The organism is Alphaproteobacteria bacterium, assembly GCA_019635875.1.
Lineage (GTDB): Bacteria > Pseudomonadota > Alphaproteobacteria > Reyranellales > Reyranellaceae > JAFAZJ01.
The window spans coordinates 585,955-609,327 of record JAHBYP010000001.1 but is presented as its reverse complement, the minus strand read 5'-3'; the positions used below and the strand labels follow the sequence as shown (position 1 = coordinate 609,327).

The 23,373-nt window shown below is 68.9% G+C and carries 26 protein-coding genes and 1 pseudogene; 13 read left to right on the top strand and 14 right to left on the bottom strand.

Translation table 11 applies throughout. From position 1 onward, the window contains the following. Positions 1–21: 21 nt before the first annotated feature. From KF889_03075 to KF889_03055, 5 genes and pseudogenes are all read right to left on the bottom strand, one after another. On the bottom strand, positions 22–885 hold the full coding sequence (locus KF889_03075; GenBank protein MBX3498399.1) for a phosphotransferase family protein: 864 nt from the start codon (positions 883–885) through the stop codon (positions 22–24). 61 nt (positions 886–946) lie between these two features. Further along, positions 947–1,426, bottom strand: coding sequence for a peroxiredoxin (locus KF889_03070; protein MBX3498398.1), 480 nt, complete (start codon positions 1,424–1,426; stop codon positions 947–949). Positions 1,427–1,501: 75 nt separating this feature from the next. Next, positions 1,502–1,984, bottom strand: a pseudogene (locus KF889_03065) (peroxiredoxin). Between the two features lie 93 nt (positions 1,985–2,077). Further along, positions 2,078–3,415 (bottom strand): Rieske 2Fe-2S domain-containing protein, encoded by a 1,338-nt coding sequence (locus KF889_03060; protein ID MBX3498397.1) that lies wholly within the window; start codon positions 3,413–3,415, stop codon positions 2,078–2,080. A 33-nt stretch (positions 3,416–3,448) separates the two neighbouring features. Continuing rightward, positions 3,449–5,650, bottom strand: coding sequence for a thioredoxin family protein (locus KF889_03055; protein ID MBX3498396.1), 2,202 nt, complete (start codon positions 5,648–5,650; stop codon positions 3,449–3,451). Between the two features lie 152 nt (positions 5,651–5,802). On the opposite strand from KF889_03055, the gene KF889_03050 reads away from it, so the two are divergent. The 5 genes from KF889_03050 (at position 5,803) to KF889_03030 (ending at position 9,533) form a co-directional block, all read left to right on the top strand. Continuing rightward, on the top strand, positions 5,803–6,408 hold the full coding sequence (locus KF889_03050; GenBank protein MBX3498395.1) for a YqgE/AlgH family protein: 606 nt from the start codon (positions 5,803–5,805) through the stop codon (positions 6,406–6,408). Positions 6,409–6,737: 329 nt separating this feature from the next. Next, positions 6,738–7,478, top strand: a complete 741-nt coding sequence (locus tag KF889_03045; protein ID MBX3498394.1) for a PhoH family protein — start codon at positions 6,738–6,740, stop codon at positions 7,476–7,478. A gap of 161 nt (positions 7,479–7,639) precedes the next feature. Beyond that, positions 7,640–8,596, top strand: coding sequence for an amidohydrolase family protein (locus tag KF889_03040; GenBank protein ID MBX3498393.1), 957 nt, complete (start codon positions 7,640–7,642; stop codon positions 8,594–8,596). Further along, positions 8,593–9,075, top strand: coding sequence for a hypothetical protein (locus tag KF889_03035; GenBank protein ID MBX3498392.1), 483 nt, complete (start codon positions 8,593–8,595; stop codon positions 9,073–9,075). Before KF889_03040 ends, KF889_03035 begins: the two co-directional genes overlap by 4 nt. Beyond that, on the top strand, positions 9,072–9,533 hold the full coding sequence (locus tag KF889_03030; GenBank protein MBX3498391.1) for a flavodoxin family protein: 462 nt from the start codon (positions 9,072–9,074) through the stop codon (positions 9,531–9,533). The genes KF889_03035 and KF889_03030 overlap by 4 nt, the downstream gene beginning before the upstream one ends. Before the next feature lie 10 nt (positions 9,534–9,543). Here the strand turns inward: KF889_03030 and KF889_03025 are convergent, their stop codons facing one another. Beyond that, positions 9,544–10,152 (bottom strand): histidine phosphatase family protein, encoded by a 609-nt coding sequence (locus KF889_03025; GenBank protein ID MBX3498390.1) that lies wholly within the window; start codon positions 10,150–10,152, stop codon positions 9,544–9,546. Between the two features lie 80 nt (positions 10,153–10,232). Beyond that, positions 10,233–10,793: a TetR/AcrR family transcriptional regulator gene (locus KF889_03020; GenBank protein MBX3498389.1), complete on the bottom strand. Its 561-nt coding sequence runs from the start codon at positions 10,791–10,793 to the stop codon at positions 10,233–10,235. A gap of 176 nt (positions 10,794–10,969) precedes the next feature. Between KF889_03020 and KF889_03015 the strand changes: the two genes are divergently transcribed. Continuing rightward, on the top strand, positions 10,970–11,440 hold the full coding sequence (locus tag KF889_03015) for a YHS domain protein (GenBank protein ID MBX3498388.1): 471 nt from the start codon (positions 10,970–10,972) through the stop codon (positions 11,438–11,440). A gap of 371 nt (positions 11,441–11,811) precedes the next feature. Here KF889_03015 and KF889_03010 read toward each other — a convergent pair whose 3' ends face one another. Genes KF889_03010 through KF889_02995 form a run of 4 tightly spaced genes read right to left on the bottom strand, consistent with a single transcriptional unit; the run spans position 11,812 to position 14,820 of the window. Continuing rightward, positions 11,812–12,207 (bottom strand): rhodanese-like domain-containing protein, encoded by a 396-nt coding sequence (locus KF889_03010; GenBank protein MBX3498387.1) that lies wholly within the window; start codon positions 12,205–12,207, stop codon positions 11,812–11,814. Between the two features lie 6 nt (positions 12,208–12,213). Next, positions 12,214–13,302, bottom strand: coding sequence for a DUF3500 domain-containing protein (locus tag KF889_03005; GenBank protein MBX3498386.1), 1,089 nt, complete (start codon positions 13,300–13,302; stop codon positions 12,214–12,216). 12 nt (positions 13,303–13,314) lie between these two features. Beyond that, the gene (locus KF889_03000; protein MBX3498385.1) at positions 13,315–13,950 is read right to left on the bottom strand and encodes a redoxin domain-containing protein; all 636 of its coding nucleotides are present in this window, start codon (positions 13,948–13,950) and stop codon (positions 13,315–13,317) included. 54 nt (positions 13,951–14,004) lie between these two features. Further along, complete coding sequence (locus tag KF889_02995; GenBank protein ID MBX3498384.1) at positions 14,005–14,820, bottom strand: hypothetical protein; 816 nt, start codon at positions 14,818–14,820, stop codon at positions 14,005–14,007. A gap of 461 nt (positions 14,821–15,281) precedes the next feature. Between KF889_02995 and uvrC the strand changes: the two genes are divergently transcribed. The 4 genes from uvrC to KF889_02975 all read left to right on the top strand — a co-directional run bounded on the left by uvrC (position 15,282) and on the right by KF889_02975 (position 18,676). Beyond that, entirely contained in the window at positions 15,282–17,228 is a 1,947-nt protein-coding gene (uvrC, locus tag KF889_02990; protein MBX3498383.1) for an excinuclease ABC subunit UvrC, read from the top strand. A 19-nt stretch (positions 17,229–17,247) separates the two neighbouring features. After that, entirely contained in the window at positions 17,248–17,874 is a 627-nt protein-coding gene (gene pgsA / locus KF889_02985) for a CDP-diacylglycerol--glycerol-3-phosphate 3-phosphatidyltransferase (protein MBX3498382.1), read from the top strand. Positions 17,875–17,881: 7 nt separating this feature from the next. Then, a complete protein-coding gene (locus KF889_02980) occupies positions 17,882–18,133 on the top strand; it encodes a MoaD/ThiS family protein (protein ID MBX3498381.1) in 252 nt (83 codons plus the stop codon). Positions 18,134–18,208: 75 nt separating this feature from the next. Next, positions 18,209–18,676 (top strand): molybdenum cofactor biosynthesis protein MoaE, encoded by a 468-nt coding sequence (locus KF889_02975; protein ID MBX3498380.1) that lies wholly within the window; start codon positions 18,209–18,211, stop codon positions 18,674–18,676. 7 nt (positions 18,677–18,683) lie between these two features. Here KF889_02975 and KF889_02970 read toward each other — a convergent pair whose 3' ends face one another. Next, complete coding sequence (locus tag KF889_02970) at positions 18,684–19,052, bottom strand: nuclear transport factor 2 family protein (GenBank protein ID MBX3498379.1); 369 nt, start codon at positions 19,050–19,052, stop codon at positions 18,684–18,686. Beyond that, a complete protein-coding gene (locus KF889_02965; protein ID MBX3498378.1) occupies positions 19,049–19,981 on the bottom strand; it encodes a branched-chain amino acid aminotransferase in 933 nt (310 codons plus the stop codon). Before KF889_02965 ends, KF889_02970 begins: the two co-directional genes overlap by 4 nt. A 211-nt stretch (positions 19,982–20,192) precedes the next feature. Between KF889_02965 and KF889_02960 the strand changes: the two genes are divergently transcribed. From KF889_02960 to KF889_02950, 3 genes are read left to right on the top strand one after another with little or no spacing between them, the layout of a single operon-like run. Next, a complete protein-coding gene (locus KF889_02960; protein MBX3498377.1) occupies positions 20,193–20,696 on the top strand; it encodes a MarR family transcriptional regulator in 504 nt (167 codons plus the stop codon). A 5-nt stretch (positions 20,697–20,701) separates the two neighbouring features. After that, positions 20,702–21,391: a response regulator transcription factor gene (locus KF889_02955; GenBank protein ID MBX3498376.1), complete on the top strand. Its 690-nt coding sequence runs from the start codon at positions 20,702–20,704 to the stop codon at positions 21,389–21,391. A 28-nt stretch (positions 21,392–21,419) separates the two neighbouring features. Continuing rightward, the gene (locus tag KF889_02950; GenBank protein ID MBX3498375.1) at positions 21,420–22,838 is read left to right on the top strand and encodes a two-component sensor histidine kinase; all 1,419 of its coding nucleotides are present in this window, start codon (positions 21,420–21,422) and stop codon (positions 22,836–22,838) included. A 22-nt stretch (positions 22,839–22,860) separates the two neighbouring features. Here KF889_02950 and KF889_02945 read toward each other — a convergent pair whose 3' ends face one another. Then, on the bottom strand, positions 22,861–23,292 hold the full coding sequence (locus tag KF889_02945) for a cupin domain-containing protein (GenBank protein MBX3498374.1): 432 nt from the start codon (positions 23,290–23,292) through the stop codon (positions 22,861–22,863). Positions 23,293–23,373 lie beyond the last annotated feature (81 nt).

The window sequence follows — 23,373 nt, the reverse complement described above, 5'->3', positions numbered from 1 at the left end:
GCTCGGGATGACAGCTGTGACCTAATCGCCGAACGCGGCCCACGCGGCCTCGAAGCGGGCGCGGTTCTCGCGGGTGTAGGCGGCGAAATCGACGTCGCTCACCCTGGACGTCAGCTCCGAGACCATGCTCCACAGCGTCTCGCGCATCAGCGAGGCGCACTTCATCGCCGCGTAGCGGCGCATCATCAGGTCATCGGGCGCCTGGCCGAAATAGCGCGTCAGCAGCGCGCGTTCGTGCGCGGCGTCGAAGCCGTTGTTCGACGCCAGGCCGCCGAGATCGAACAGCGGCGAGTTGAAGCCGGCGTAGTCCCAGTCGATCAGCCACAGCCGATTGCCATCGTCGAGCAGGTTGCCGGCCAGCAGATCGTTGTGGCCGAAGACCAGGTCGATCGGGCCCACCGCCGCCTCAAGCAGCATGGCGCGGTCGGTCCAGCCGGCGATCTGCGTCACGTAAGGCGACCCGCCATCGAGCAATGTCGCCATGTAGTCGCGCAGGACGTGGAAGACGTTGAACGCCAGCAGGGGCCCGCGCAGGAAGCGCGGAATGTCGCGATGGCAGCGGCGGATCAGCTCGACGATCGGCGCCAGGCGGGCGGGATCGCGCACATCCCCGGGCGTGAGGGCGCGGCCGTCGATGTAGTCCAGCACCATCGCGCCCGGCTCGGCGTGGATCACGGCCGGCGACAGGCCGGCCTCGTGCGCGGCGCGCGAGGCGGCCAGCTCGTTGAAGCGCATCACGCCGTGCAGCGGGATATCCTCGCCCAGGCGCACGACGTAGCGCCGGCCGGAATCGGTCACCAGGAAATTGCTGTTGGTCATGCCGCCGGCGAGCGGCGCGATCTCGATGCGGCCGCGCCAGCACGGCAGGTCGGCGATTCGGTCCATCACAAGCGACAGGGGCGGCTCGTTGCCGGCCGCCCCTGCTCTCCTGTCATCGTCGTGGAGCTCAGAGCGCCTTGAGCACCGCGTCGCCGCTCGACACCTCGAAGGCACCGGGCTTCTCGACGTTCAGCGCCTTGACCACGCCGTCATCGACCACCATGGCGTAGCGCTGCGAGCGCTTGCCCATGCCGAAGCCGGAGGCGTCGAAGGTCAGCCCGAGCGCCTCGGAGAACTCGCCATTGCCGTCGGCCAGCATGCGCACCTTGCCCTCGGCCTTCTGGTCCTTGCCCCAGGCCTCCATGACGAAGGCGTCGTTGACCGAGACGCAGACGATGTCGCTGATGCCCTTGGCCTTCAGCGCGTCGGCGTTGTTGACGAAGCTCGGCACGTGCTTGGCCGAGCATGTCGGCGTAAAGGCGCCGGGCAGCGCGAACAGCGCCACCTTCCTGCCCTTGAACAGCTCGTCCGTGGTGACGGGCTTGACGCCCTCGGCGGTCTTCTCGCGCAGCGTCGCCGTCGGAATGCGGTCGCCTACCTTGATCATCTCGGTCTCTCCTCGGAGCACATCGGCCCTCACCGCTCCATCTTATCGGGGCGGCGAGGGCCGATGCCACCCCGTTCAGAGACCCTTGAGAACAGCCTCGGCGCTCGAGACCTCGAAGGCGCCCGGCGCCTCGACATGGAGCTGCTTGATGACGCCGTCCTCGACCACCATGGCGTAGCGCTGCGAACGCTTGCCCAGGCCGTTGCGGGTGGCGTCGAGCGTCAGCCCCATCTTCTCAGTGAACTCGCCATTGCCGTCGCCCAGCATCATCACCTTCTCGCCGGTGCCCGTGCTCTTGGCCCAGGCGCCCATGACGAAGGCGTCGTTGACGGAAATGCAGGCGATCGTGTCGATACCTTTACCCTTCAGCGCGTCGTGGTTGGCCAGAAAACCTGGCACATGCTTGGCGCTTCAGGTGGGAGTGAACGCGCCGGGAAGCGCGAAGGCCACCACTTTCTTGCCCGATGCGAAGAGCTCGTCGGTCGAGATCGTCTTGGGCCCTTCCGGCCCCAGATACCTCAACGTCGCGCTCGGCACCTTGTCGCCGACCTTGACCATTGATGTTGTCTCCTTGACGGAACAGCAGCCGCCACGACCGGACGGCCATCCCCTACCTAGGGTCGCGCGCGGGATTTGTCCATCCGTGCCACCCTACTCCGCCGCCTGCCGGCCGGTTGCCTCGACCAGTCCCCGCGGATGGCCGAAGCGCTCGACCATCACCTCTTCCAGCCCCTTGCCGCCCGACGCGACCCAGCCGCCGCCGCGAACACGATAGGCGGCAGGCTTGCCGGCGGCATCCGGCTCGCGGCCCTCGCGCAGCCCCTTGGCGCCCTGCAGCATCATCTGCCGGAAGCGCACGACGCCGATATCGGTCGGCCCGAGCAATTCGCGCTGACGATCGGCGATGAAGCCCTGGCTGTCCTGGATGCAGGAATCCTGCTCGGACACGCCCTTGATGCCGGTATAGGTCTTGCTCTTCTGCTCCTGCCGGTCGATCAGGTACTCGTTGCCGCGATGGCGCAGCGGCACGAAGTTCTCGTCGACCTCGGCATGGATCGAGTGGCCCGTCCGGTAGCCTTCGATCTCCGCATCGCTGAGCGGCCGGTCGGGATGCCAGGTGTAGGTGTAGATCCAGCAATGCGTGTCGCCGATCGGCACCCAGCATTGGCCGTGATAGACCTCGCCCGGGAACGAGCTCGGCACCAGCGCGTGGTTGGGCAGCAGGAACTGCGCGATGCGCCAGTAGAGGTCGCTGTCGTCGGTCCGGCGCGATGCGCCGATGGTCATGCCGGCATCGTGCGGCAGCAGGGTGAAGCGCGGCATGCGATCGTCGCGCACCCAGCGGATGCGGTCGTTGGCCACCGATTGCTGGGAGATCGCCGCCCCGCGCATCAGCTTCTTCGCTTCGGCCTCATCGGTGGTGATGACGTTGTGCAGGAACGAGAAATGCGCGGTGTCGAGCGCGCCCTCGACCGCCTGCGCCCAGTTGCACTCCTGCAGCTTCTTCGAGACGTAGGCGTGGCCTTCGGGCACCAGCGTGAACTCGAGATCGGGCGGCGCCGGCCTCAGCTCGGCCGGACCCATGTAGGCCCACAGCAGCCCGCCGCGCTCGAGCGTCGGATAGGCGAGGATCCTCGCCCGCGCGCGCAGCGCCTCGGTCTCGACCATGATCGGCATGTCGACGCAGTTGCCCTCGACGTCGAACTTGAAGCCGTGGAAGACGCAGCGGATGCCGCATGCCTCGTTGCGGCCCCAGTACAGATCGGCGCCGCGATGCGGGCACCTGCCCTCGATCAGGCCGACGCGGCCCTCGCTGTCGCGAAACGCCAGCAGCTTCTCGCCCAGGATCTCGACGCGCACCGGCGGGCCGTCGCGCTCGGGCAGCTCGCACGCCAGCGCGAAGGGAATCCAGTAGCGCCGGAAATAGTCGCCCATCGCCGTGCCCGGGCCGGTGAGCGTCAGGATGTCGTTGTCCTCGCGACTGAGCATGCAAGTCGCCTCCCAGATCGGAGGCGATCTTGTCTACTTGCGCCCGGCCTTGTCGAGGGCGCCCATCACGAGATCGACGCTCAACAACTCGGGCAGCGGAACGCCCTGCGGCGCGCCCGGGCCGTAGACGATGTTGAACGGGATGCCGAAGCGCTGATTGGCCTTGAGATAGGCCGCGATCGCCGGCGAGGGCCGGGTCCAGTCGGCGCGCACCGCCAGCACGCCGTCGCGGTCGAGCCTCGCGGCGACATCGGCGGCGTCGAGCACCAGCTTCTTGTTGACCTGGCAGGTGAGGCACCAGTCGGCGGTGACGTCGACGATCACGATCCTGCCGCCGGCCAGCCGCTCCTCGATCTGCGCCCGGATATCGCGCGCCGGATCGAGCGGCAGCCAGCGACCGGAGGCCACCGCCGCCGAGGCCGGCGCCGGCGCCTGCACCACCAGCGGCGCCGCCATGGCGAGCGCCGCGGCGGCGATGGCCACAGGCACCGCGAAGCCGCCGAGTCGCCGGCGCAGGCCGATGGCGAGCGCCATCACCGCCAGGATCGCGGCCACCGCCGCGACCGCGTTCCAGCCCGCCGCGCCGCCCAGCACGGTGAACAGCCACACCGCCGTCGCGAACAGGGCCAGCGCCATGACGCGCTTCACCCACAGCATCCACGCGCCGGGCTTGGGCAATCGTGTCGCGAGCTTGGGGAACGCCGCCACCAGCAGGAACGGCGCGGCGAGACCCAGTCCCAGCGCCGTGAAGATCGCCACCGTCTCCAGCGATCCGCGCGAGAGCGCAAAGGTCAGCGCCGTGCCGACAAAGGGCGCCGAGCACGGCGTCGCCAGCAGGGCCGCGAAGGCGCCCGACGCGAAATGACCCGAGAGCTCGGAGCGCGCCGCGCGTTGCTCGCCCGCCACCGCCGCGCCGGCGAGCCATGCCGGCAAGGCGATATCGAACAGGCCCGCGAGGTTGAGCGCGAAGAGCAGCACCACCGCGATGATGAAGGCGAGGAACACCGGCTGCTGGAACTGGATGCCCCAGCCGACCGTGGCGCCGGCGGCCTTGAGCGCGACCGCGCCGCCGGCCAGCACCAGGAACGAGACGAGGATGCCGGCCGACGAGGCAAGGAAGCCGGCGCGCACGCGCGATGAGGCCTGGCCGCCATGGCTCACCGCGCCGATCACCTTCAGCGACAGCACCGGCAGGACGCAGGGCATGACGTTGAGGATCAGGCCGCCGAGCAGCGCCACCAGCAGCATCGCCGCGAGCTCGCCGAAGGCCGACGACGTCGGCGGCGGCGCGCCGAGCGAGGCGATCGCCTCGACCTCGACCGCCAGCGGCGCGTCGAGCACGGTCAGCACCAGCTTCTGTCCCGCGAGGCTCGCCGCGGTGAGCTTGTCGCCGGCCAGCGTGAAGGTGAACACCGCGCGCCGGCCGCCATCGTCGAGCCTGACCCGCGGCGGGTCGGAAACGGCGATGGCGGCGTGCTCGGCGACGATGTCGGGCTTGACGAAGGCGCGCTCGCCCCGCGCGCTGACGGTAGCCTCGACGATGGCCTCGCCCGGCTTGCCATCCTTCCTCGGCACGTCGCGCAGGCTCGCCCGCTCGATGCTCAAGCCCGTGGTCGCGGGCTGGCGCGCGAGGAAGTCACCGATCATCGGCGCTTCCGCCGACGGCGAGCCCGCCCCCGCCGGCAGGTCGAGCTCCAGCTTCGCGGTGTAGGGAATGCAGACGTCGTCGCAGGTGAGGTAGTCGACCGAGGCGCGCAGCGAGAGCGCGTCGCCCGCCTTGACCAGGGTGGCGGCGAGCGGCAGCACGACCTCGTCCTTGTAGCCCAGGGTGGTCAGGCCGGAGACATCGAAGCGGTAGGGCGCCGGCCACAGCAGGCTGGCCTTTTCCAGATTGGCCGAGCCTTTCCAGTCGATCGAGGGCGGGTAGCCTGCGTCGCCGGGCGAGCGCCAGTAGATCTTCCAGCCCGGCTTCATGCGGAAATGCAGGCCGAGCGTCACGGTTCGCGAATCGCCCACCGCGTCGACCGCCGAGACCAGCCGCAGCTCGGTCTGCTCTGTCTTCACCCAGTCGGAGCCGGCGGCACGGGCGGGAGCGCCGGCACCGAGGACGGACATCAACAGTGCGAGAGCGAGAACCAGTCGCGCGAGCGTCGCTGCACTTTCCCCCGCTCGGGGAGAAAGGGCGTCCACCGAATTCACGGGGACAGGCGCGGCTATGTCTTGGCGAAGGCGCATCGTCTTCCGATATAGTATGCGAGCGGTCGGTGCCTGCCGACCAGTGTCCGGATACGCGGCCTTGGCGCTCGCTGGCAGTCACAAGCGCGTGTCGCGCTCTCCGGTCGCACGGCGCGCATGCGGCCGCGATGCGATGGCGGGAGCGTTGCACCATGCCAACCCAGACGACCCCCTCCGGCCCCTCCGACTCGGGCTACATCACCGGTTACCTGCTGGTGGCCACGCCGGCCATGCCTGACGAGCGGTTCCGCCGCACCGTGATCTACATGTGCCGCCACGACGCCGACGGCGCGCTGGGCCTGGTCGTCAACCGCACCGTCGAGGACATGACCGAGGCCGACCTCTACAAGCAGCTCGACATCTCGCCGGCGCCCGGGGCCGAGGCCCGGCCAGTGATCCTGGGCGGCCCGGTCGAGGTCCAGCGCGGTTTCGTGCTGCATTCCGGCGACTACAAGCGCGAGGAGACGCTCAGCCTGGCCGACGGCCAGATGGGCATCACCGGCTCGCTCGACATCATGCGCGACCTGTCGGCCGGCACCGGCCCGAAGCAGGCTCTGCTGACCCTGGGCCACAGCGGCTGGGGGCCGGGCCAGCTCGACCGCGAGCTGATCGACAATGCCTGGCTGGTCGTGCCAACCGATCTCGACCTGGTCTTCGGCGACGACCTGCAGGCCAAGTGGGGCCGCGCCCTGGCCAAGGTCGATGACCGCCTGGGCATCGACCCCGGGATGATGTCGCATCTCTCGGGTCGCGCCTGACGGCACGCGTCTCGGACCGTTCTGGGCCTAAATTCAATAGCTTGTGTGAATTTTCTGTAACGACCCACAAAATCAGTGATTCGTTGCAGGGGCGATGTTAGGGTTTCCATGTAACGAAGGAGGCCCGGATTCCCCTCAGGGTCCTTGCGTGGGTACAGGCACCGAGCAACGAGCGGCCGCCGTGTCGGGCCGTAGCGGGGATCGGCCTTACCCCAGTCTGCGACCTGCCTTCGTTCCTTCCCGTCCGTCCGATCGCCAACGCCCCCGCTCGCGGGGGCGTTTGTGTTTTCGGGCGGGCTTTCGCCTCTCTGTCGCTCCCGGAGTAGACCATGGCCAAGCGCGCCACCCGTCGTGCCCGCACCGAGACCGTCGAAACCGCCCGCATCCACACGCTGGTGTTCGACGCCGACCGACAGGGGGCGGCCAACGACGCCGATCGCGACCAGCGTTACCTTCGGAAGGTCCGCCCGCGCAGCGATAACCAGCGCCTCCTGATGGAGGCGATCGGCAGGCAGGCGCTGACCCTGGCGCTGGGGCCGGCCGGCACCGGCAAGACCTATCTCGCCATCACCGCGGCGGTCGAGGCGCTGGAGGACGGGCGGATCGCGCGCATCGTGCTGTCGCGGCCCGCGGTCGAGGCCGGCGAGAATCTCGGCTACCTGCCGGGCAACATGCGCGAGAAGCTCGATCCCTACCTGCGCCCGCTCTACGACGCGCTCAACGACCGCATGGGTCCCAAGCGCCTGCGCGCCGCGCTCGACGACGGCACGATCGAGATCGCGCCGGTGGCGTTCATGCGCGGCAGGACGCTCAACAACGCCTTCGTGCTGATCGACGAGGCGCAGAACTGCACCTACGGCCAGCTCAAGATGCTGCTGACGCGGCTGGGCTGGCACTCGACCATGGTGCTGACCGGCGATCCCGACCAGACCGACCTGCTGCCCGAGCTCTCCGGCCTGAACGACATCGCCCGCCGCCTCGAGGCGGTCGACGACGTCGCCGTCGTGCGGCTCACGCAGGCCGACGTCGTGCGTCACCCGCTGGTCGGCAGGATGCTGGGCGTTCTCTGATCTCCCTCTCCCCGCCTGCGGGGAGAGGGTCGGGGTGAGGGGCTGGAAATCACCTGACCGCGGCCGCAGCGAGTCGCACGAACCCCTCACCCTCCCATCGCGCTACGCGCGACGGGCCCCTCCCTCTCCCCGCAAGCGGGGCGAGGGGTTACAAGTCATACATGCAAACCATCCACGGCCACTGGAACGACGATCCGTCAGCGGTCACGCTGATCGACGCGCATCATCATCTCTGGGACCTCTCGCGCGGCCGCCATCCATGGCTCAGCGGCCCGGTCGAGCCGCATTTCTTCCTCGGCGACTACAGCCCGCTGAAGCGCGACTACATGCCCGAGGACTATCGGCGCGACGCGGCGAATCACAACGTGCTGATGACCGTGCATTGCGAGGCCGAGTGGGATCGCGACGACCAGGTCGGCGAGACGCAATGGCTGAGCGACCTCGCGAAGACAAACGCGGGCCTGCCCGGCGCGATCGTCGGGCATGCCTGGTTCCATCGACCAAATTCAGAGGAGATCATCGCCCGGCAGGCGAGCTTTCCGATGGTACGCGGCATCCGGTCCAAGCCGGTGACCTCGCTGACGCCTGACCGGAAGCCCGATCGTGTCGAGGGCACGATGCAGGATCCGGCGTGGCTCAAGGGATTCGCGCTGCTGGAGAAGTACGGCCTGTCGTGGGATCTGCGCGTGCCGATGTGGCACCTCCTCGAAGCGGCCGACGTCGCGCAGCAATTCCCGAAAACGCCGATCGTGCTCAACCACACCGGCTTTCCGTGGGACCGCAGCGAGGAAGGCCTTACGGCTTGGCGCAAGGCGATGGAGGCGATCGCGCGCTGCCCCAACGTGCATCTCAAAGTCTCGGAGTTCGGCCTGCGCGATCAGCCCTGGGACTACGCCGCCAACCGCCGCATCGTGCGCGACGCCATCGCCATCTTCGGCATCGAGCGCTGCCTGTTCGCCAGCAATTTCCCGGTCGCCGGCCTGCGCGTCGAGTACGATACGCTGGTGCGCGCCGTGCGGCGCATGATCGAGGACTTCTCCGCCGACGACCAGGCGTGTTTCTTCTGGAAGAATGCGGCCGTATTCTATCGGCTCAAGGAATTGGGGGAGATATCATGATTCGTCGTTCGTTCGTGCTCGCCACGGCGGGACTGGTGCTGCTGCCTGCCCGCGGCTTTGCCGCCGACACGGTCTCCGGCCGCTTCGTCGGCAACGGCAAGGAGGCCAAGCTCGCCTTCGCCAGCGCCTGGCCGCGCGATCCGTTCAGCGGCAAGGAGACGATCATCATCGTGCTGACCGAGAAGGACCAGAGCGCCTCGAAGCGGCCTTGGTTCGATGCCGGCTTCGGCAAGCTCGGCGCCGCGTTGACGTTTTCGCTGACGCGGCCGGATGTGCGGCTGGTCGGCACCGAGGTCGCTCATCCCGGTCTCAAGCGCAGCCCGCTATCGGTGTCGGGCAGCATCAAGAGCGAGGGCGTGAGCATCACCGCCGATCGCGTCGAGGGGCGATTCTTCACCGAGAAGCCGTCGACGTTCTTCGACGACACCTACGAGCTCGACGTGAAAGTCGCCGCCGCCATCCGTCCGCGTCCGGCGTGAAGCGCCTGCTGATCGTCGCCCACGCTCCCTCGCCCAACACCGAGGCGCTGCGCGAGGCCTGCGCGCGCGGCGCCCGGCATCCGGATATCGGCGGTGTCGAGGTGGTGGTGAAGGCGCCGCTGTCGGCGGGCCCGGACGACGTGCTGGCGGCGCGGGCGGTGATCCTCGGCACCACCGAGAACCTCGGCTACATGAGCGGCGCGCTGAAGGACTTCTTCGATCGCAGCTACTACCCCTGCCTCGAGAAGACCGACGCGCTGCCCTTCGCCTGCTACATCCGCGCCGGCCAGGACGGCACCGGCACGCGCCGCGCCATCGAGAGCATCACCACGGGTCTGCGCTGGAAGTCGGTGCAGGAGCCGCTGGTGCTACGGGGCGCCTGGCAGGAGGGTTTCGTGGCGCAGGTCGAGGAACTCGGCATGGCGGTGGCCGCCGGCCTCGAGGCCGGCCTGTTCTGACGCGCGAGGCTCAATCGCCGGCCAGCTCGACCCATTGCGGGCCGGTGCGCCGCGCCAGCACCGAAGCCGGCGACGTGCCCGGGCGGAACACCACAGACTCGGCCTCCGCGATCGGCAGCGCCGGGTAGCCGTGCAGCTTGGCCAGGCCGCCGAGGTTGTTGCCATGGCCGACGAAGATGTCGTTGACTCCACGCGCCGGCGCCGCCGCCAGCGCATCGCGCAGCCGCACCAGCCTGGCGCGTTCCGGCTCGCCCGACTCGTCGCCATCGGTCTCCAGCCACGGCACGACCTCGACGCGGCCAAAGGCCAGCCGCGCGGTATCGACACAACGGCAGTAGGGGCTGGAGCGCACCGCGCCGACCGGGATCGCGAGCGCGCGAAACGCCGCGCCGATACGGCTGGCCAGCTGCCGGCCGGCGTCTGTGAGATTGCGCTGGCGCTCGCAACTCGAGAGATCGTCGTCGGGCTGGCCCTGCCGCAGCGTCAGGCTGTGGCGGAAGTAGATGTTGAGGCCGCCGGCCCGCAGCGTCGCCGCAAGATCCGCGGGGGTGGCGCTGGTGGCCCAGGGCGACAGCAGGGCGATGCCCGAGCCGATCAGCACGCTCCGCCGCGACAGCATGGTCCCTCCCCGCTCGATTGGCGGCGGCATGGTGCATCGGCCCGTGCGCCGATGCGCTTCACATTGAGATCAAGCGCGCTTCACGATCGCGCCAGCGTGCCCGGCAGCCGGCGCAGCACCCGGCGGAAGGGCTCGGGATCGTCGAGCCCGCGCGCCAGCACCAGCGCGCCCTCGATCGACAGCACCGTCTCCTCGGCCCATAGCCGCGCCGGCGCCGCGCCCATGCCGGCATCGCGGGCCACCGCCGCAAGGGCCGCGACCCAGGCACCAAAGGCGGCCTTGATCGGTTGGCGGAACAGGTGCCGAGCCTCGCCCACCAGCATGTTGCCCAGCAGGCAGGCGGCGCGGCCGCAGTCGTAGAGTTCGTCGAGCGACCTCGCCATGCGCGCCAGGCGACGCGCCGGGGTGCCCGGCGCGGCAAGTGGCGCCAGCACGTTCGCGGCCATCCAGCGCTCGACCTCCTCGAGCACGGCCCGCGCCATGTCCTCCTTGCCGCCCGGAAAGTAGTGGTAGAGGCTCGATTTCCCCAGCCCGCTGGCCTTCGACAGCTGCGCCAGCGAGGCGCCGTCGAAGCCGTGGCTGCGGAACACTTCCAGCAGGCGGCGAACCACCTCTTCGCGCGGCATCAGGGCAGCGGGCATCGCCTCGTTCCGTCGCTGTTGGACCAGTCGGTCCATTAGGCGGCCACGTGTCGGGCTGTCAACCTCACGCGCCGCCCACGACGACGTGAAGCGATGCGGGTTGCGACAACCGCTCCAGCTCGTATTGTACCGATCGTTCGGTATATTCCGATCGACGTTTCGAGGAGGGGATCCGCATGACAATCGCGACTTTCGCCCGCCGCGCCGTGCTCGCCGGGCTCGCCGTGGCGCTGCCGCTGGCGGCGGCGCAGGCCATCGAGCGCACCGGCGGCACGCACAACAGCCTCTACGCCGGGCTGGGCGCCAAGGGCTACGATGTCGTCGCCTACCAGACCGTCGGCAAGCCGACGTTGGGCAAGGCCGAGCACGAGCAGCTGTGGAACGGCGTGACCTGGCGTTTCGCCACCGCCCAGCACCTCGCGACGTTCAAGGCCAATCCGGAGAAGTACGCGCCGCAGTTCGGCGGCTTCTGCTCATGGGGCGTGGCCCAGGGCAAGCTGTTCGACGTCGACCCGGTCAACGGCTGGAAGGTCGTCGACGGCAAGCTCTATATGAACTTCAACGCCGACATCCAGCGCACCTGGGAAGCCGACATCCCCGGCATGCTCGCGCGCGCCAAGTTGAACTGGACAAAGCTCAACCAGTAACAACCCGGGAGCGGCCTGCCGTCGGGCTTGTACCACGGCAGGCCGCCAGCCCACCTGTTCCCGGTCCGAGGTGTTCCGACATTCGTAGGGGTGGAAATAGCCGGTACTGCCGGTCCGTGGAATCATCGCGGAGGACAAGATTCTAGCCCCTCGGCCCATCGATGAGTCCTCGACCTGCCTGCCACGGTTCGAACACCCCACGTAGACCATGGCAATCCATAGAAGCCCGACCAGCCGGCCACGGGGCGATCGAGCCGCGTCGACCATGGCAAACCATAGAAAGCCGACCCGCCTACCACGGCGCGGTCGCGCTGCGTCGACCATGGCAAACCATTGAAAGTTGCGCTGCCGCAAAGGGACGGGCGAGGAAATCAGACCCGCTCTTCCGGCAGGCCACTGGCGCGCCAGTTCTGCGGGCCGGCGTCGAAGCCGCCCACGACGTTGACCACGTCGGCATAGCCCGCGCCCTGCAGCACCGCCTGCGCCTGGCCGGAGCGGATGCCCGACCTGCAGATCAGCGCGATCGGCCGGCCCGTGTCGCCGCCAGTCAGCGCCCTGGTCGCGGCAAGAAAGGCTTGGGCGTCGCCGGTCCAGTCGATCCAGGCGGCGCCGACAGGTGCGCCGACCTGTGCCCGTTCCGGCCCATGGCGCACGTCGATCAGCAAGGTGCCAGCAATCTGCCGGCGATGCGCCTCGACGGGCGTGACCGTGGTACCGGCAGAGATCGGGCTGCCCATGCCCATCATCGCCTTCATCTTCTGGAACATGTGGATCTACCGGTGCTGTCGCCTGTAGTGGTCGGCCAGCATGTCGCGGCCGAAATCGGCGGCGAGGTCACGCCATACCGAATGCACATGGTTGGCATTGTTCTGGGTGTTGTCGAGCTCGATCAGGGTCACTGGCCCGTGCAGGCGGAAGTAGTACGGCTGGCCGTCGGCGATCGGCCCAGCCCAGGCAAAGCGCAGCTCATCGATGCCGCCTTCGCGCAGGCGGCGGGTCTGCAGCGCCGCAAGATCGGGCGACAGCGCCTCGAGGAAGCCGGAGGCGATGCGCATCGCGGCCTCGCGATCGGCCGCGCCCATGCGCGCGAACGGCAGCCCGCGCGGCGTGCCGATGTCGCGCGCCCGACCGGGACCGGCAACGATGTCGCCGAAGGCGCGCTCGGCGATCAGCGCCTCGCGCCGCAGGGCGTCGGGCAGCGCGCGGATCAGGCCTCGCCCCGCATCCTCGACCGCACCCATCAGTCGGAAGCCGTCATTCGCGCGCGCCGGGTTGGCGCCCCAGAAGGCCGGCGTGACGGCAACGCGATCGGGGCCGAGCACGGTGAAGTTCAGCGACAGGTGATGGCCCTCGAGGCGCCAGCCCCAGGGCACCGTGCCCGGCACGCCCCAGATCGCCACGGCGTAGTTGTCGGGGTCGCGCCAGTCGCCCTGTCGCTCGCGCAGGATCGCCTCCAGCCGGCGCGTACCCTCGACACGGCGCATGCCGGTTTCGCCCAGCCCGGCCTGCAACAGGGCCATCGCCGCGGCGCTGACCGCGGCGCTCATGGTGCCGAAGGGCAGGCCGGCACGACGGCGCGGAATGTAGTGCCAATCCTCGCGCTGGGCATCGAAGGGCAGCACCAGGACGCGGCGCTGGCGCTCGTCGGAGGCGGCGACCAGCGCCTGCGCCGTGTGCGTCATGCGCTCGACGATCCGGGCGCGGCTGACGCGCGGCGACAGGCCCACCACCAATCCCGACGCGGCGGCGCCGATCAGGGCGCGGCGCGTGGTGCGATGGGGGTGGCCGTGATGCTGGTGGTGACGATCGTGGTCCGCATCGTCGTGGTGATGGTGCGGACCGACGATCCCGTCATGCGGCATCGGACTGGCGCGCTACGCCGTCGGCTTGAACTTGATGGTGCAGCCGTAAGCGTTGGTCACCGGCGTCGTGATCGGCTTGCCGGCGGCCAGCTCCTTCAGCGCGTCACGCACGTACGGCTTGGCCTTGGGCACGTCGTCTACACCGGTCGAGCGGATGCTGTCGATGCCACCCATGTAGACCAGGGTGCCCCTGGCATCGATGATGAACATGTGCGGTGTCACGCGCGCGTCGTAGGCGCGGCCGATGACGCCGTCGGGATCGAGGATCACGGCGGTCGGCGAGGCGTCGCGGCTCCTGGTCAGATCGTTGGCCTTGGCCGGGCTGACGAAGCCCTGCGAGCCCGGCTCCGAGGAGATGATGGACAGCCAGACACCGCCTGCCTTCACGACATCCTTCTGGATCGCCTGCATGTTGGACGAGCGGTAGTGCTTGCCGACATACGGGCACTCGTGGTTCGTCCATTCCAGGACCACGGTCTTGCCCCGGTAATCGGCGAGGGACTGCTTCCTGCCATTGCTGTCGAGGCCGGTGAAGACCGGCGCCGGCTGGGCGACGACCGGCTTTGCCGAGACCGCACTCGGCAAGAGCAGCGCGCCGCCGGCGAGGATCAGGGAGGTGCGACGGGTGAGGATCGGTGCGGAAGTCATGCGAAACTCCTGTTGCGAATGGAGCAGGGAACGCGTGCGGACACGACGCCGGTCTCAGCCCCCGAAGCGGGCCAGCACCTCAAAGCGTCGCGTCTGTCGTCCGCCGTCGGCGGCGATCTCGATCTCGAGCAGGCCGGAGAGTTCCAGTGGTGTCCTGGCGCGCGGGTCGAACGGCGCGAGTGCGATCGACAGCGCTCCCTCGTCGATGCGAAAGCGCTGCTTCGCGGAGTGATCGACGACATCGTTCTGGTAGGGAAAGAAGTACGCCGCCACCGGCGTACCGCCGAGCCTGGCGACGTCGAAGTTCAGGCGCAGCTTGTCGCCGGTGCGCGCCAGCGTGGCCTCGACCGCGGGCGGCAGCACCGGCTTCAGGGCCACGGTCGCGCTGCCGGGTGGTTCGACCGCGCTCAGGTCGAGCCGGAACTTTCCGGACTCCGGCACGCAGACCTTCTCGCACACCAGCCAGGTCGCCTCGGCCTCGATCTCGGTCGCACCCGACGGCAGGTTGGCATTGGCGACGAAGAGCACATCGCCGTGGTGGCCATAGGAGACGATGCCGGCGATATCGATGCGCTCCGGCGCCGGCCAGCCGACGATCGCCGTCGTGGCGCCATCGGGCTGCGACAGGCGCAGCGTCGGCGGCTCGCCGGAATCGCCGGGGTTGCGCCAGTAGGTGTGCCAGCCCGGTGTCACGCTCATGCGCAGGCCGAGCGAGATTCGCCGGTCATCGACCCGATCCAGTGCCACCAGCTGCGCACGGACATGCGGCGTGACCACCGGCGCGGACACCGTCTCGGCGCCCGCCCCGCCGGCGGCCAGACCCGCGCACAGCGCCAAGCCGTGGAACCACAGGTTGAAGCGCTTCGTCATCGCCCTCGATCTTCGCGGATTCGGCCGCCGGGCGCCCCTCAAGGATGCGTGACCCGCGGTCAGGTCACAGTCATGCACAGCGCGTGCTGCCATTGGGTGCCAACGCATTCTCATCCGGCCGGTTGTAATTTCATGTTCAGTGGCGAATCATACTTCATGAATCACCCAGACAATTCAATGATTTGAAGCGGGCGTCCAGCGCTCTGAGGTCGGCCGCAGGAGTCAGCCCTTCTGACCTAATTGCTGCGTCGCACATCGACGATGAAAAACCATCAACAGGCTTGTCCACAACGCAGGCAGGACCGTTCGACGCCCCATGACGCTACTTTCGGAACGCCCAGTCGCCAATATATCCACCTCATGTCCACTTCCGTTCGCCGATGCCCGATCCGCTGATCCCACCCCCACCCGGGGCTGACACGTCGTCGCCGGAGGCGACGGCGGACCCGGCTGTCGAGGAGATGGTCGACGTCGGACTAGAGACGACGGCGCCGGCGGAGGGCTCGCTGGCGGCCGGCACGGCGACCATCGCCGGCTACGTCAAGACGCTGCCGCGCAAGCCCGGCGTCTACCGCATGGTCGATCGCAAGGGCGAGGTGCTCTACGTCGGCAAGGCGCGCTCACTGAAGAGCCGCGTGGGCAGCTACACCCAACCGACGCGGCTCTCGACCCGGCTGATGCGCATGGTCTCCTCAACGGCGACGATGGAGTTCGTCGTCACCGGCAGCGAGGCCGAGGCGCTGCTGCTCGAGAACAATCTGATCAAGCGCTTCCGGCCGCGCTTCAACGTGCTGCTGCGCGACGACAAGTCGTTCCCCTACATCGTCATCCGCCGCGACCATCCCTGGCCGCAGCTGGCCAAGCACCGCGGCGCGCGCAACCAGCACGACGAGTATTTCGGCCCCTTCGCCTCGGCCGGCGCCGTGACGCACACGCTCTATACCCTGCAGCGCGCCTTTCCGCTGCGCTCGTGCTCGGACTCGATCTTCGCCTCCCGCACGCGGCCCTGCCTGCAGCACCAGATCAAGCGCTGCGTCGCGCCCTGCGTCGGTCGCATCACGCCGGAGGAGTACGAGACCCTGGTCGGCGAGGTGCGTGACTTCCTCTCCGGGCGCACGCGGCAGGTGCAGGAGACGCTGTCGCGGCGCATGGAAGAGGCCGCCACGGCCCTCGATTTCGAGAAGGCCGCGGTGTTCCGCGACCGCATCCGCGCGCTGACCGCGATCCAGGCGCACCAGACCATCGAGATCTCTGGCATCGACGAAGCCGACGTCTTTGCCGCCTACGAGCAGGAAGGCCAGATCGGCGTGCAGGTCTTCTTCGTGCGCGCCGGCCAGAACCTCGGCAACCGCGCCTATTTCCCAATGCACGGCCGCGAGCTGTCGGTGCCCGAGGTGCTGGAGAGCTTCATCGGCCAGTTCTACGACGGCCGCCCGCCGCCCAGCGAAATCCTGGTGAGCCACGAGCTGCCTGAGGCCGAGCTGCTGGCCGGCGCGCTGTCGATCGCTGCCGGCGAGCGCAAGGTCGAGATCGTCTGCCCCAAGCGAGGCACGCGGCGCGAGCTGATGGACCACGCGCTGACCAATGCGCGCGAGGCGCTGGGCCGCCGCCTGGCCGAGGGCAGCTCGCAGCGCAAGCTGCTGGAGGGCGTGGCGCGCGTCTTCGGGCTCGAGGCGCCGCCGTCGCGCATCGAGGTTTACGACAATAGTCACATCCAGGGCAGCGACGCGATCGGCGCGATGATCGTCGCGGGACCGGAGGGCTTCATCAGGAATGCCTACCGCAAGTTCAACATCCGCACCGCGCTGGCGCCGGCGCAGCAGGACGCCGCCAACGAGGCCGGCGGCCCGCAGGACGGCGCGATCAGCGCCGGTGACGATTACGGCATGATGCGCGAAGTGCTGACGCGGCGCTTCCAGCGCGCGCTGAAGGAGGACCCGAACCGGGAAGGCGGCAATTGGCCCGACCTCGTACTGATCGACGGCGGCGCCGGCCAGCTCACCCAGGCGCAGGGGGTGTTCGCTGAACTGGGCGTCACCGACGTGGCGCTGGTGTCGATCGCCAAGGGGCCGGACCGCGATGCCGGGCGCGAACGCTTCTTCCAGCCCGACAAGCCGCCATTTTCCCTGCAGCCGCGCGATCCGGTGCTGTACTTCCTGCAGCGCCTGCGCGACGAGGCGCATCGCTTCGCCATCGGCACACATCGCGCCCGGCGTTCGGCCGGGCTGACCCGATCGGCTCTCGACGAGATTGCCGGCATCGGTGCGGCGCGCAAGCGCGCGCTGCTGCACCATTTCGGTTCGGCACGAGCCGTCGCGGCGGCGTCGCTGGGGGATCTGGAGGCGGCGCCGGGCGTTTCCAGGACGATGGCCAAGAAAGTTCATGATCATTTCAGGGGCGGCGGATAGAGTCGCCGCGGTACGCGCCATGCCCTTCAACCTGCCCAACGTCCTCACGCTCTCGCGCATCGCCGCGATCCCGGTGATCATCGGCTGCTTCTGGCTCGACGGCTGGATCGGCTACGACGGCGCGCGTTGGGTGGCGGCGTTCCTGTTCGCGCTGGCCAGCATCACCGACTATTTCGACGGCTGGCTGGCCAGGCGCTGGCAGCAGATCTCCAAGCTCGGTCGCTTCCTCGACCCGATCGCCGACAAGCTGCTGGTCGCCGCCGTGCTGATGATGCTGTGCGGCTTCGACACGCTGCGCGGCGTGCACATCCTGGCTGCGCTGATCATCCTGTGCCGCGAGGTACTGGTGTCGGGCCTGCGCGAATTCCTGGCCGAGCTGCGCGTCGGCATGCCGGTGAGCAAGCTGGCGAAGTGGAAGACCGCGATCCAGATGGTGGCGCTGAGCGTCCTGCTGGTCGGCGATGCCGGGCCCTCGTGGACGATGACCGCCGGCCTCGTGCTGCTGTGGGCCGCCGCCGGCCTGACCTTGATCACCGGCTACGACTATCTGCGCTCCGGGCTGGCGCACATGACCGAGACCGAACCACCGCCGCCGCGCGAGGCGAAACCCAAGGTCGCCGGCAAGCCCGCCGACTCGGCGGCGTGAGGACGCGATGAAGGTGAAGTATTTCGCCTGGCTGCGGCAGAAGGTCGGCCTGTCCGAGGAGGACGTCACGCCGCCGCCCGAGGTCGCGACGGTGCAGGATCTGGTGACCTGGCTGTCCGCGCAGAGCGCCCGCCATGCCGATGCCTTCGCCGAGGCCAAGGTGTTCGGGGCGGCGATCGACAAAAAGGTCGCGACCTTCGCCACGCCGATCGCGGGCGCCGGCGAAGTCGCCTTCTTCCCGCCCTTCACGGGTGGCTGATCATGCCCTGCCCACTGTCATCCTCGGGGCCGTCCGCGACGCCGAAGATGACAGTGCTTTCGTAGTCGGTGCGAGATGACCGTCCGTGTCCAACGCGAGGATTTCGACGTCGGCGCCGAGCTCGCCGGTCTCGCCGCCGGCAACCGGCGCGTCGGCGCCATCACCAGCTTCGTCGGCCTGGTGCGCGACCTGCACGTGCGCGAGGGCTATCATCGAGACGCGATCGACGCGATGACGCTCGAGCACTATCCCGGCATGACCGAGACGGCGCTCGAGGAGATCGAGGCCGAGGCGAACAGACGCTGGCCGCTGGAGGCCTCGCTGATCATCCATCGCCACGGCCGCCTCGAGCCCGGCGACCGCATCGTGCTGGTGGCCGTCGCCTCGCCGCACCGCGAGGCGGCGTTCGAGGCCTGCCACTTCCTGATCGACTGGCTCAAGACCAAGGCCCCGTTCTGGAAGGTCGAGGACACGCCCGGCGGCGAGCAATGGGTCGGCGCGCACGAGGGCGATGACCAGGCAGCGAAGAAGTGGGAGCGCTAAAGCGCGCTCACGGATGGTAGACCCGCACCGCCCTCAGCAATTCACCGTCCCATTCGAGGATCTCGGCAACGCGATGCGCCGTGGCGTCGATGCCCGACCTGCGCAGGTACTCCAACGCCAACAGGCTCTCGCATTCGACGACGTTGAGGAACTCGAAGCGCAGCCAACCCGCGCGCGCGAATGCCCTGCGCGCGTAGGCGAGCACCTCGTCGCGACCCTCGAGCGAAGTACGGCCGCCGAGCTCGGGCATCGCTACCGCAACCCTGGCGCTGTCATGCCTGCCGTCGGCGGCGTAGAGCGCCGCGACCTGCGCGGCGTCGCCGCTGTGCCAGGCCTCGCGCCATCTCGCCACGCGCGCGGAGATCGCGCCGCTCACGCGGCGCGTTCCATCGCTTCGTCGACGAGGTGGTCGTTCTCGCCGAAGCCCTCGCAATCGTCGCGCAGCACCAGCGCGGCGAAGTCGTCGATCAGCGTCCTCGCCAGCGGCCCGACCTGGTAGTGCCGGCCCTCGATCTCGCGCACCGGCGTGATCTCGGAGGCCGAGCCGGTGAGGAAGACGTCGGTGGCGCGCGCCAGATCCTCGGGCCACACTTCACGCTCTTCGACCTCCAGCCCGCGCGCGCGGGCGACACCGATCACGGCGCGGCGCGTGATGCCGTCGAGGAAGTTGTCGGGCGTTGGCGTCACCAGCCTGCCGTCGATCGACAAGAAGATGTTGGCGCCGGTGGCCTCGGCGATGCGCCCTTTCCAGTCCAGCATCAGCGCGTCGTCGAAGCCGGCGGCGATGGCGCGATCCTTCTCCAGGGTGCAGATCACGTAGAGCCCGCCGCATTTGCTCTCGCCCGGCGCGCTTTCCGGCGCCGGCCGGCGAAACCGGGCCATGCGCAGGCGCACGCCGAGAAGCCGCGCCTCACCGCTGAAATAGTTCGGCCAGGCCCAGGGCGCGATGGCGAGATGGGTCGCCGTGCCGATCCCCGAGACGCCCAGCGCCTCCGAGCCGCGCCAGGCGATCGGCCGCACGTAGCCCTCGCTCAGCCCGTTGGCCCTGACCACCGCGCGTGTAGCCTCGTCGATCTGCCGGCGGGTCCAGGGGATCTCCAGGTCGACCAGCCGTGCCGAGCGCAGCAGGCGCGCGCTGTGCGCAGCCAGCCGGAAAACCCGGCCGCCGTAGATGCGCTCACCCTCGAAGACCGAGGAGCCGTAGTGCAGCGCATGCGTCAGTGCATGAGCCCGCGCCTCGCGCCACGGCACCAGCCCACCGTTCAGCCAGATCCAGCCGTCACGGTCATCCATCGTCTCGGTCATGACAATTCTCCCTCTGGAATTGTCCCAGTCATTCCGTTTGGAAGGGTCCAGGAGCAACTTTGAACCATAATGTCAGTGATACAGACTATGTCAATAATATTGACTTATATGGATCCACGACAGCAACCATGACAAATCCCGTTTCGGGCCTTTCCCGCATCGGTCCTATCGCCTAGGATCGCCACAATCCCTGTCGATCATCAGGCTGAGAATGTCCGACGCACGTCCAGCGCCCCCTCCCATCCCGCCCTTCGTGCGCGACGACGACCTGCGCCAGAGCATCGAGTTGCTGTTCTTCGCCTACCGCGATTTCACCGGCGAGGCCGACCAGATGCTGGTGGCCGTCGGTTTCGGCCGCGCCCATCATCGCGCGATCTATTTCATCGGCCGCAACCCCGGCATCACCGTCGGCGGCCTGCTGCGTATCCTGAAGATCACCAAGCAGTCGCTGTCGCGCGTGCTGCGCGAGCTGATCGACGGCGGCTACGTCTCGCAGGACACCGGCCGCAACGATCGCCGCCAGCGCCTGCTGGCGCTGACCGCCAAGGGCGAGGAGCTCGAGCGCGAGCTGACCGGCCGCCAGCGGGCGCGCTTCGCGCGCGCCTTCGGCGAGGCCGGCGCCGACGCCATGGCTGGCTTCCGCCGCGTCATGCTGGGCATGCTCGACCGCGAGCAGCGACCGGAGATCGAGCGGCACATCGGCGTGCGCCGCTAGAAGGCATGGACGAACCGCACATCCTCGTGGTCGACGACGACCAGCGTCTGCGCGAGCTGTTGCGCGGCTATCTCTCGCGCAACGGCTTTCGCGTCACGCTCGCGGCCGACGCGGCCGAGGCGCGCCACAGCATGGCGGCGATGCAGTTCGACCTGATGGTGCTCGATGTCATGATGCCGGGCGAGAGCGGCATCGACTTCGCCACGACCCTGCGCACCAAGGACCGTGCCTTGCCGATCCTGATGCTGACGGCGATGAACGAGCCGCGCGACCGCATCGCCGGGCTGGAAAGCGGCGTCGACGACTACCTCGCCAAGCCCTTCGAGCCGCGCGAGCTGCTGCTGCGCCTGCAGGCCCTGCTGCGGCGCGTGGCGCTGCAGCGCACGCCGCCGCCGGCCGAGAAGGTGGCGCTGGGCGACATGCAGTTCGACTTGGGGCGCGGCGAGCTGCTGCGCGAGGACGGCGAGCGCATCCGCCTGACCGAGGCCGAGGTCGTGCTGCTGCGCGCGCTGGCCACCCGCGGCGGCGATCCGGTCGACCGTGAGGCACTGGCGCGCGAGTTGGGGGGCGACGTCAACGCGCGCACGATCGACGTGCATGTCACCCGGCTTCGGCGCAAGATCGAGCCCGATCCGCGCTTTCCGCGCTACCTGCTGACGGCGCGCGGCGCGGGCTACCGGTTGGTGGGCGAATGACCGCAGGACGTGACAGCGGAGAGCGGCGATGAGCATCGGCGACCTGGGCCGGGCCGGCGTCGCACGCCCGCTGGCGACGCTGCGCAACGCCCTCGTGCGCGCGCTGCACTACCTGCGCGACCTGCGCCCGCGACAGGCCGTCGGCACCTTGGTGCCGCGTACCCTGTTCGGCCGCGCCACGCTCGCCATCATGGTGCCGACGCTGGCGCTGCAGATCTTCGTCACCTTTCTGTTCTACGAAATCCTGTGGGACAATGTGACGAGGCGCATGGCCCGATCGCTGGTCGGCGACATCAACCTGGTGATCGCCGCGCACGAGCAATTCGGCCCCGACGATCCGCGCGTCCACTGGCTGCTGGAACGCGCCGAGACCGACTTCCGCGGCGCCATGACATTCACCAAGGGCGAGAAGCTCGCGCCATGGCCCGGGCCACCGACGTTCAGCATCATGCAGCGCGAGCTCGCCGGCATGCTCGATCTCTATCTGCAGCGTCCCTACGCCATCGACGCCGACTCGCAGGAGAAGAAGGTCATCATCGCCGTCCAGCTGCCCGATGGCACGCTGCGGATGGTGGCGCCGCTCAGCCGCCTGTGGACGCGCACAAGCTGGCTGTTCGTCGTGCTGATCGCCGGTATGAGCCTGATTCTGTTCGGCCTGGCCATCCTCTTCGTGCGCCGCGAGCTCAGGCCGGTGATGAAGATCGGCATGATCGCCGAGGCGCTGGGCAAGGGACGCGAGGTGCCGGACTTCCGTCCAGAGGGCTCGATCGAGGCGCGTCAGACCGCCAGCGCCTTCCTCACCATGCGCGATCGCCTGGGTCGCCAGATCCAGCAGCGCACCGAGATGCTGGCCGGCGTCAGCCACGATCTGCGCACGCCGCTCACCCGCATGAAGCTCAGCCTCGCCATGCTCGACGACCTGCCGGAGAAGCGCGAGCTCGAGGCCGATGTCGCCGATATGGAGCGCATGGTCGAGGGCTATCTCGCCTTCGCCCGCGGCGAGGGCGACGAGCAGGCGGTCGAGACCGACCTGTCGCACCTCATCGCCGATGTCGTCGAGGGCGCCCGCCGCGCCGGCGCCGGCGTCTCGACTGCGTCCGACGGCGAACCTCGCGCCAGGGTGCGTCCACTGGCGATGAAGCGCGCCATCGGCAATCTCGTGTCCAACGCCCAGCGCCACGGCAGGCGGGTCCAGGTGGCTCTGGTGCGCCGCAAGGCGGCGGTCGAGGTGATCGTCGACGATGACGGGCCGGGCATCCCGCCGGGGCGGCGCGAGGAGATGTTCCGACCCTTCCACCGGCTGGACGGCTCGCGCAACCCGCGCACCGGCGGCGTCGGTCTGGGCCTGACCATCGCGCGCGACGTGGCGCGCAGCCACGGCGGCGACGTCCATCTCGAGGACTCGCCACTGGGCGGCCTGCGCGCGCGGATCAGGGTGCCGGTGTAGCGATCCCAGGCAGACTCCCGGGCTAGCCGATCGTGACGCCGTGCGCGGCGCAGACCGCGCCGATGTCCTCGGCCGCGAAGCCGCCGCGCTCGGTCAGCCGATCGAGATCCTTGAACATCGGCGCCAGCTTGGACTGCGCGGCACCCAGCACCAGCAGCCGCGTGACACCGTCAGTCTCGTTGCGGAAGCCGTGACGCACCCCGGCCGGCAGGTGGATGAACGAGCCCGCTTCGGCAACGCTCGGACCTTCATCGGTGTCGAGGGTCAGGGCGCCCTCGATGACGAAGAACGCCTCGTCGTCATCCTCGTGGACGTGCGGCGGAACGGCGTAGCCGGCGGGCATCGGATGGTCGGCGACGAAGAACGCACCGGCACTCTTCACCAGCATGTGCGCACCCAGGACGTTGAGGTGCTGTCCTTCCTTCGGGCCGACGACGGCGATCTGCTGAGACATGTCGAACTCCTCCTCGAGGTTTCGCAGAGGTAAGTCCGATCGGCCGCGACAGGTAGCCGGCCGGTGATGGACAGATTGTTC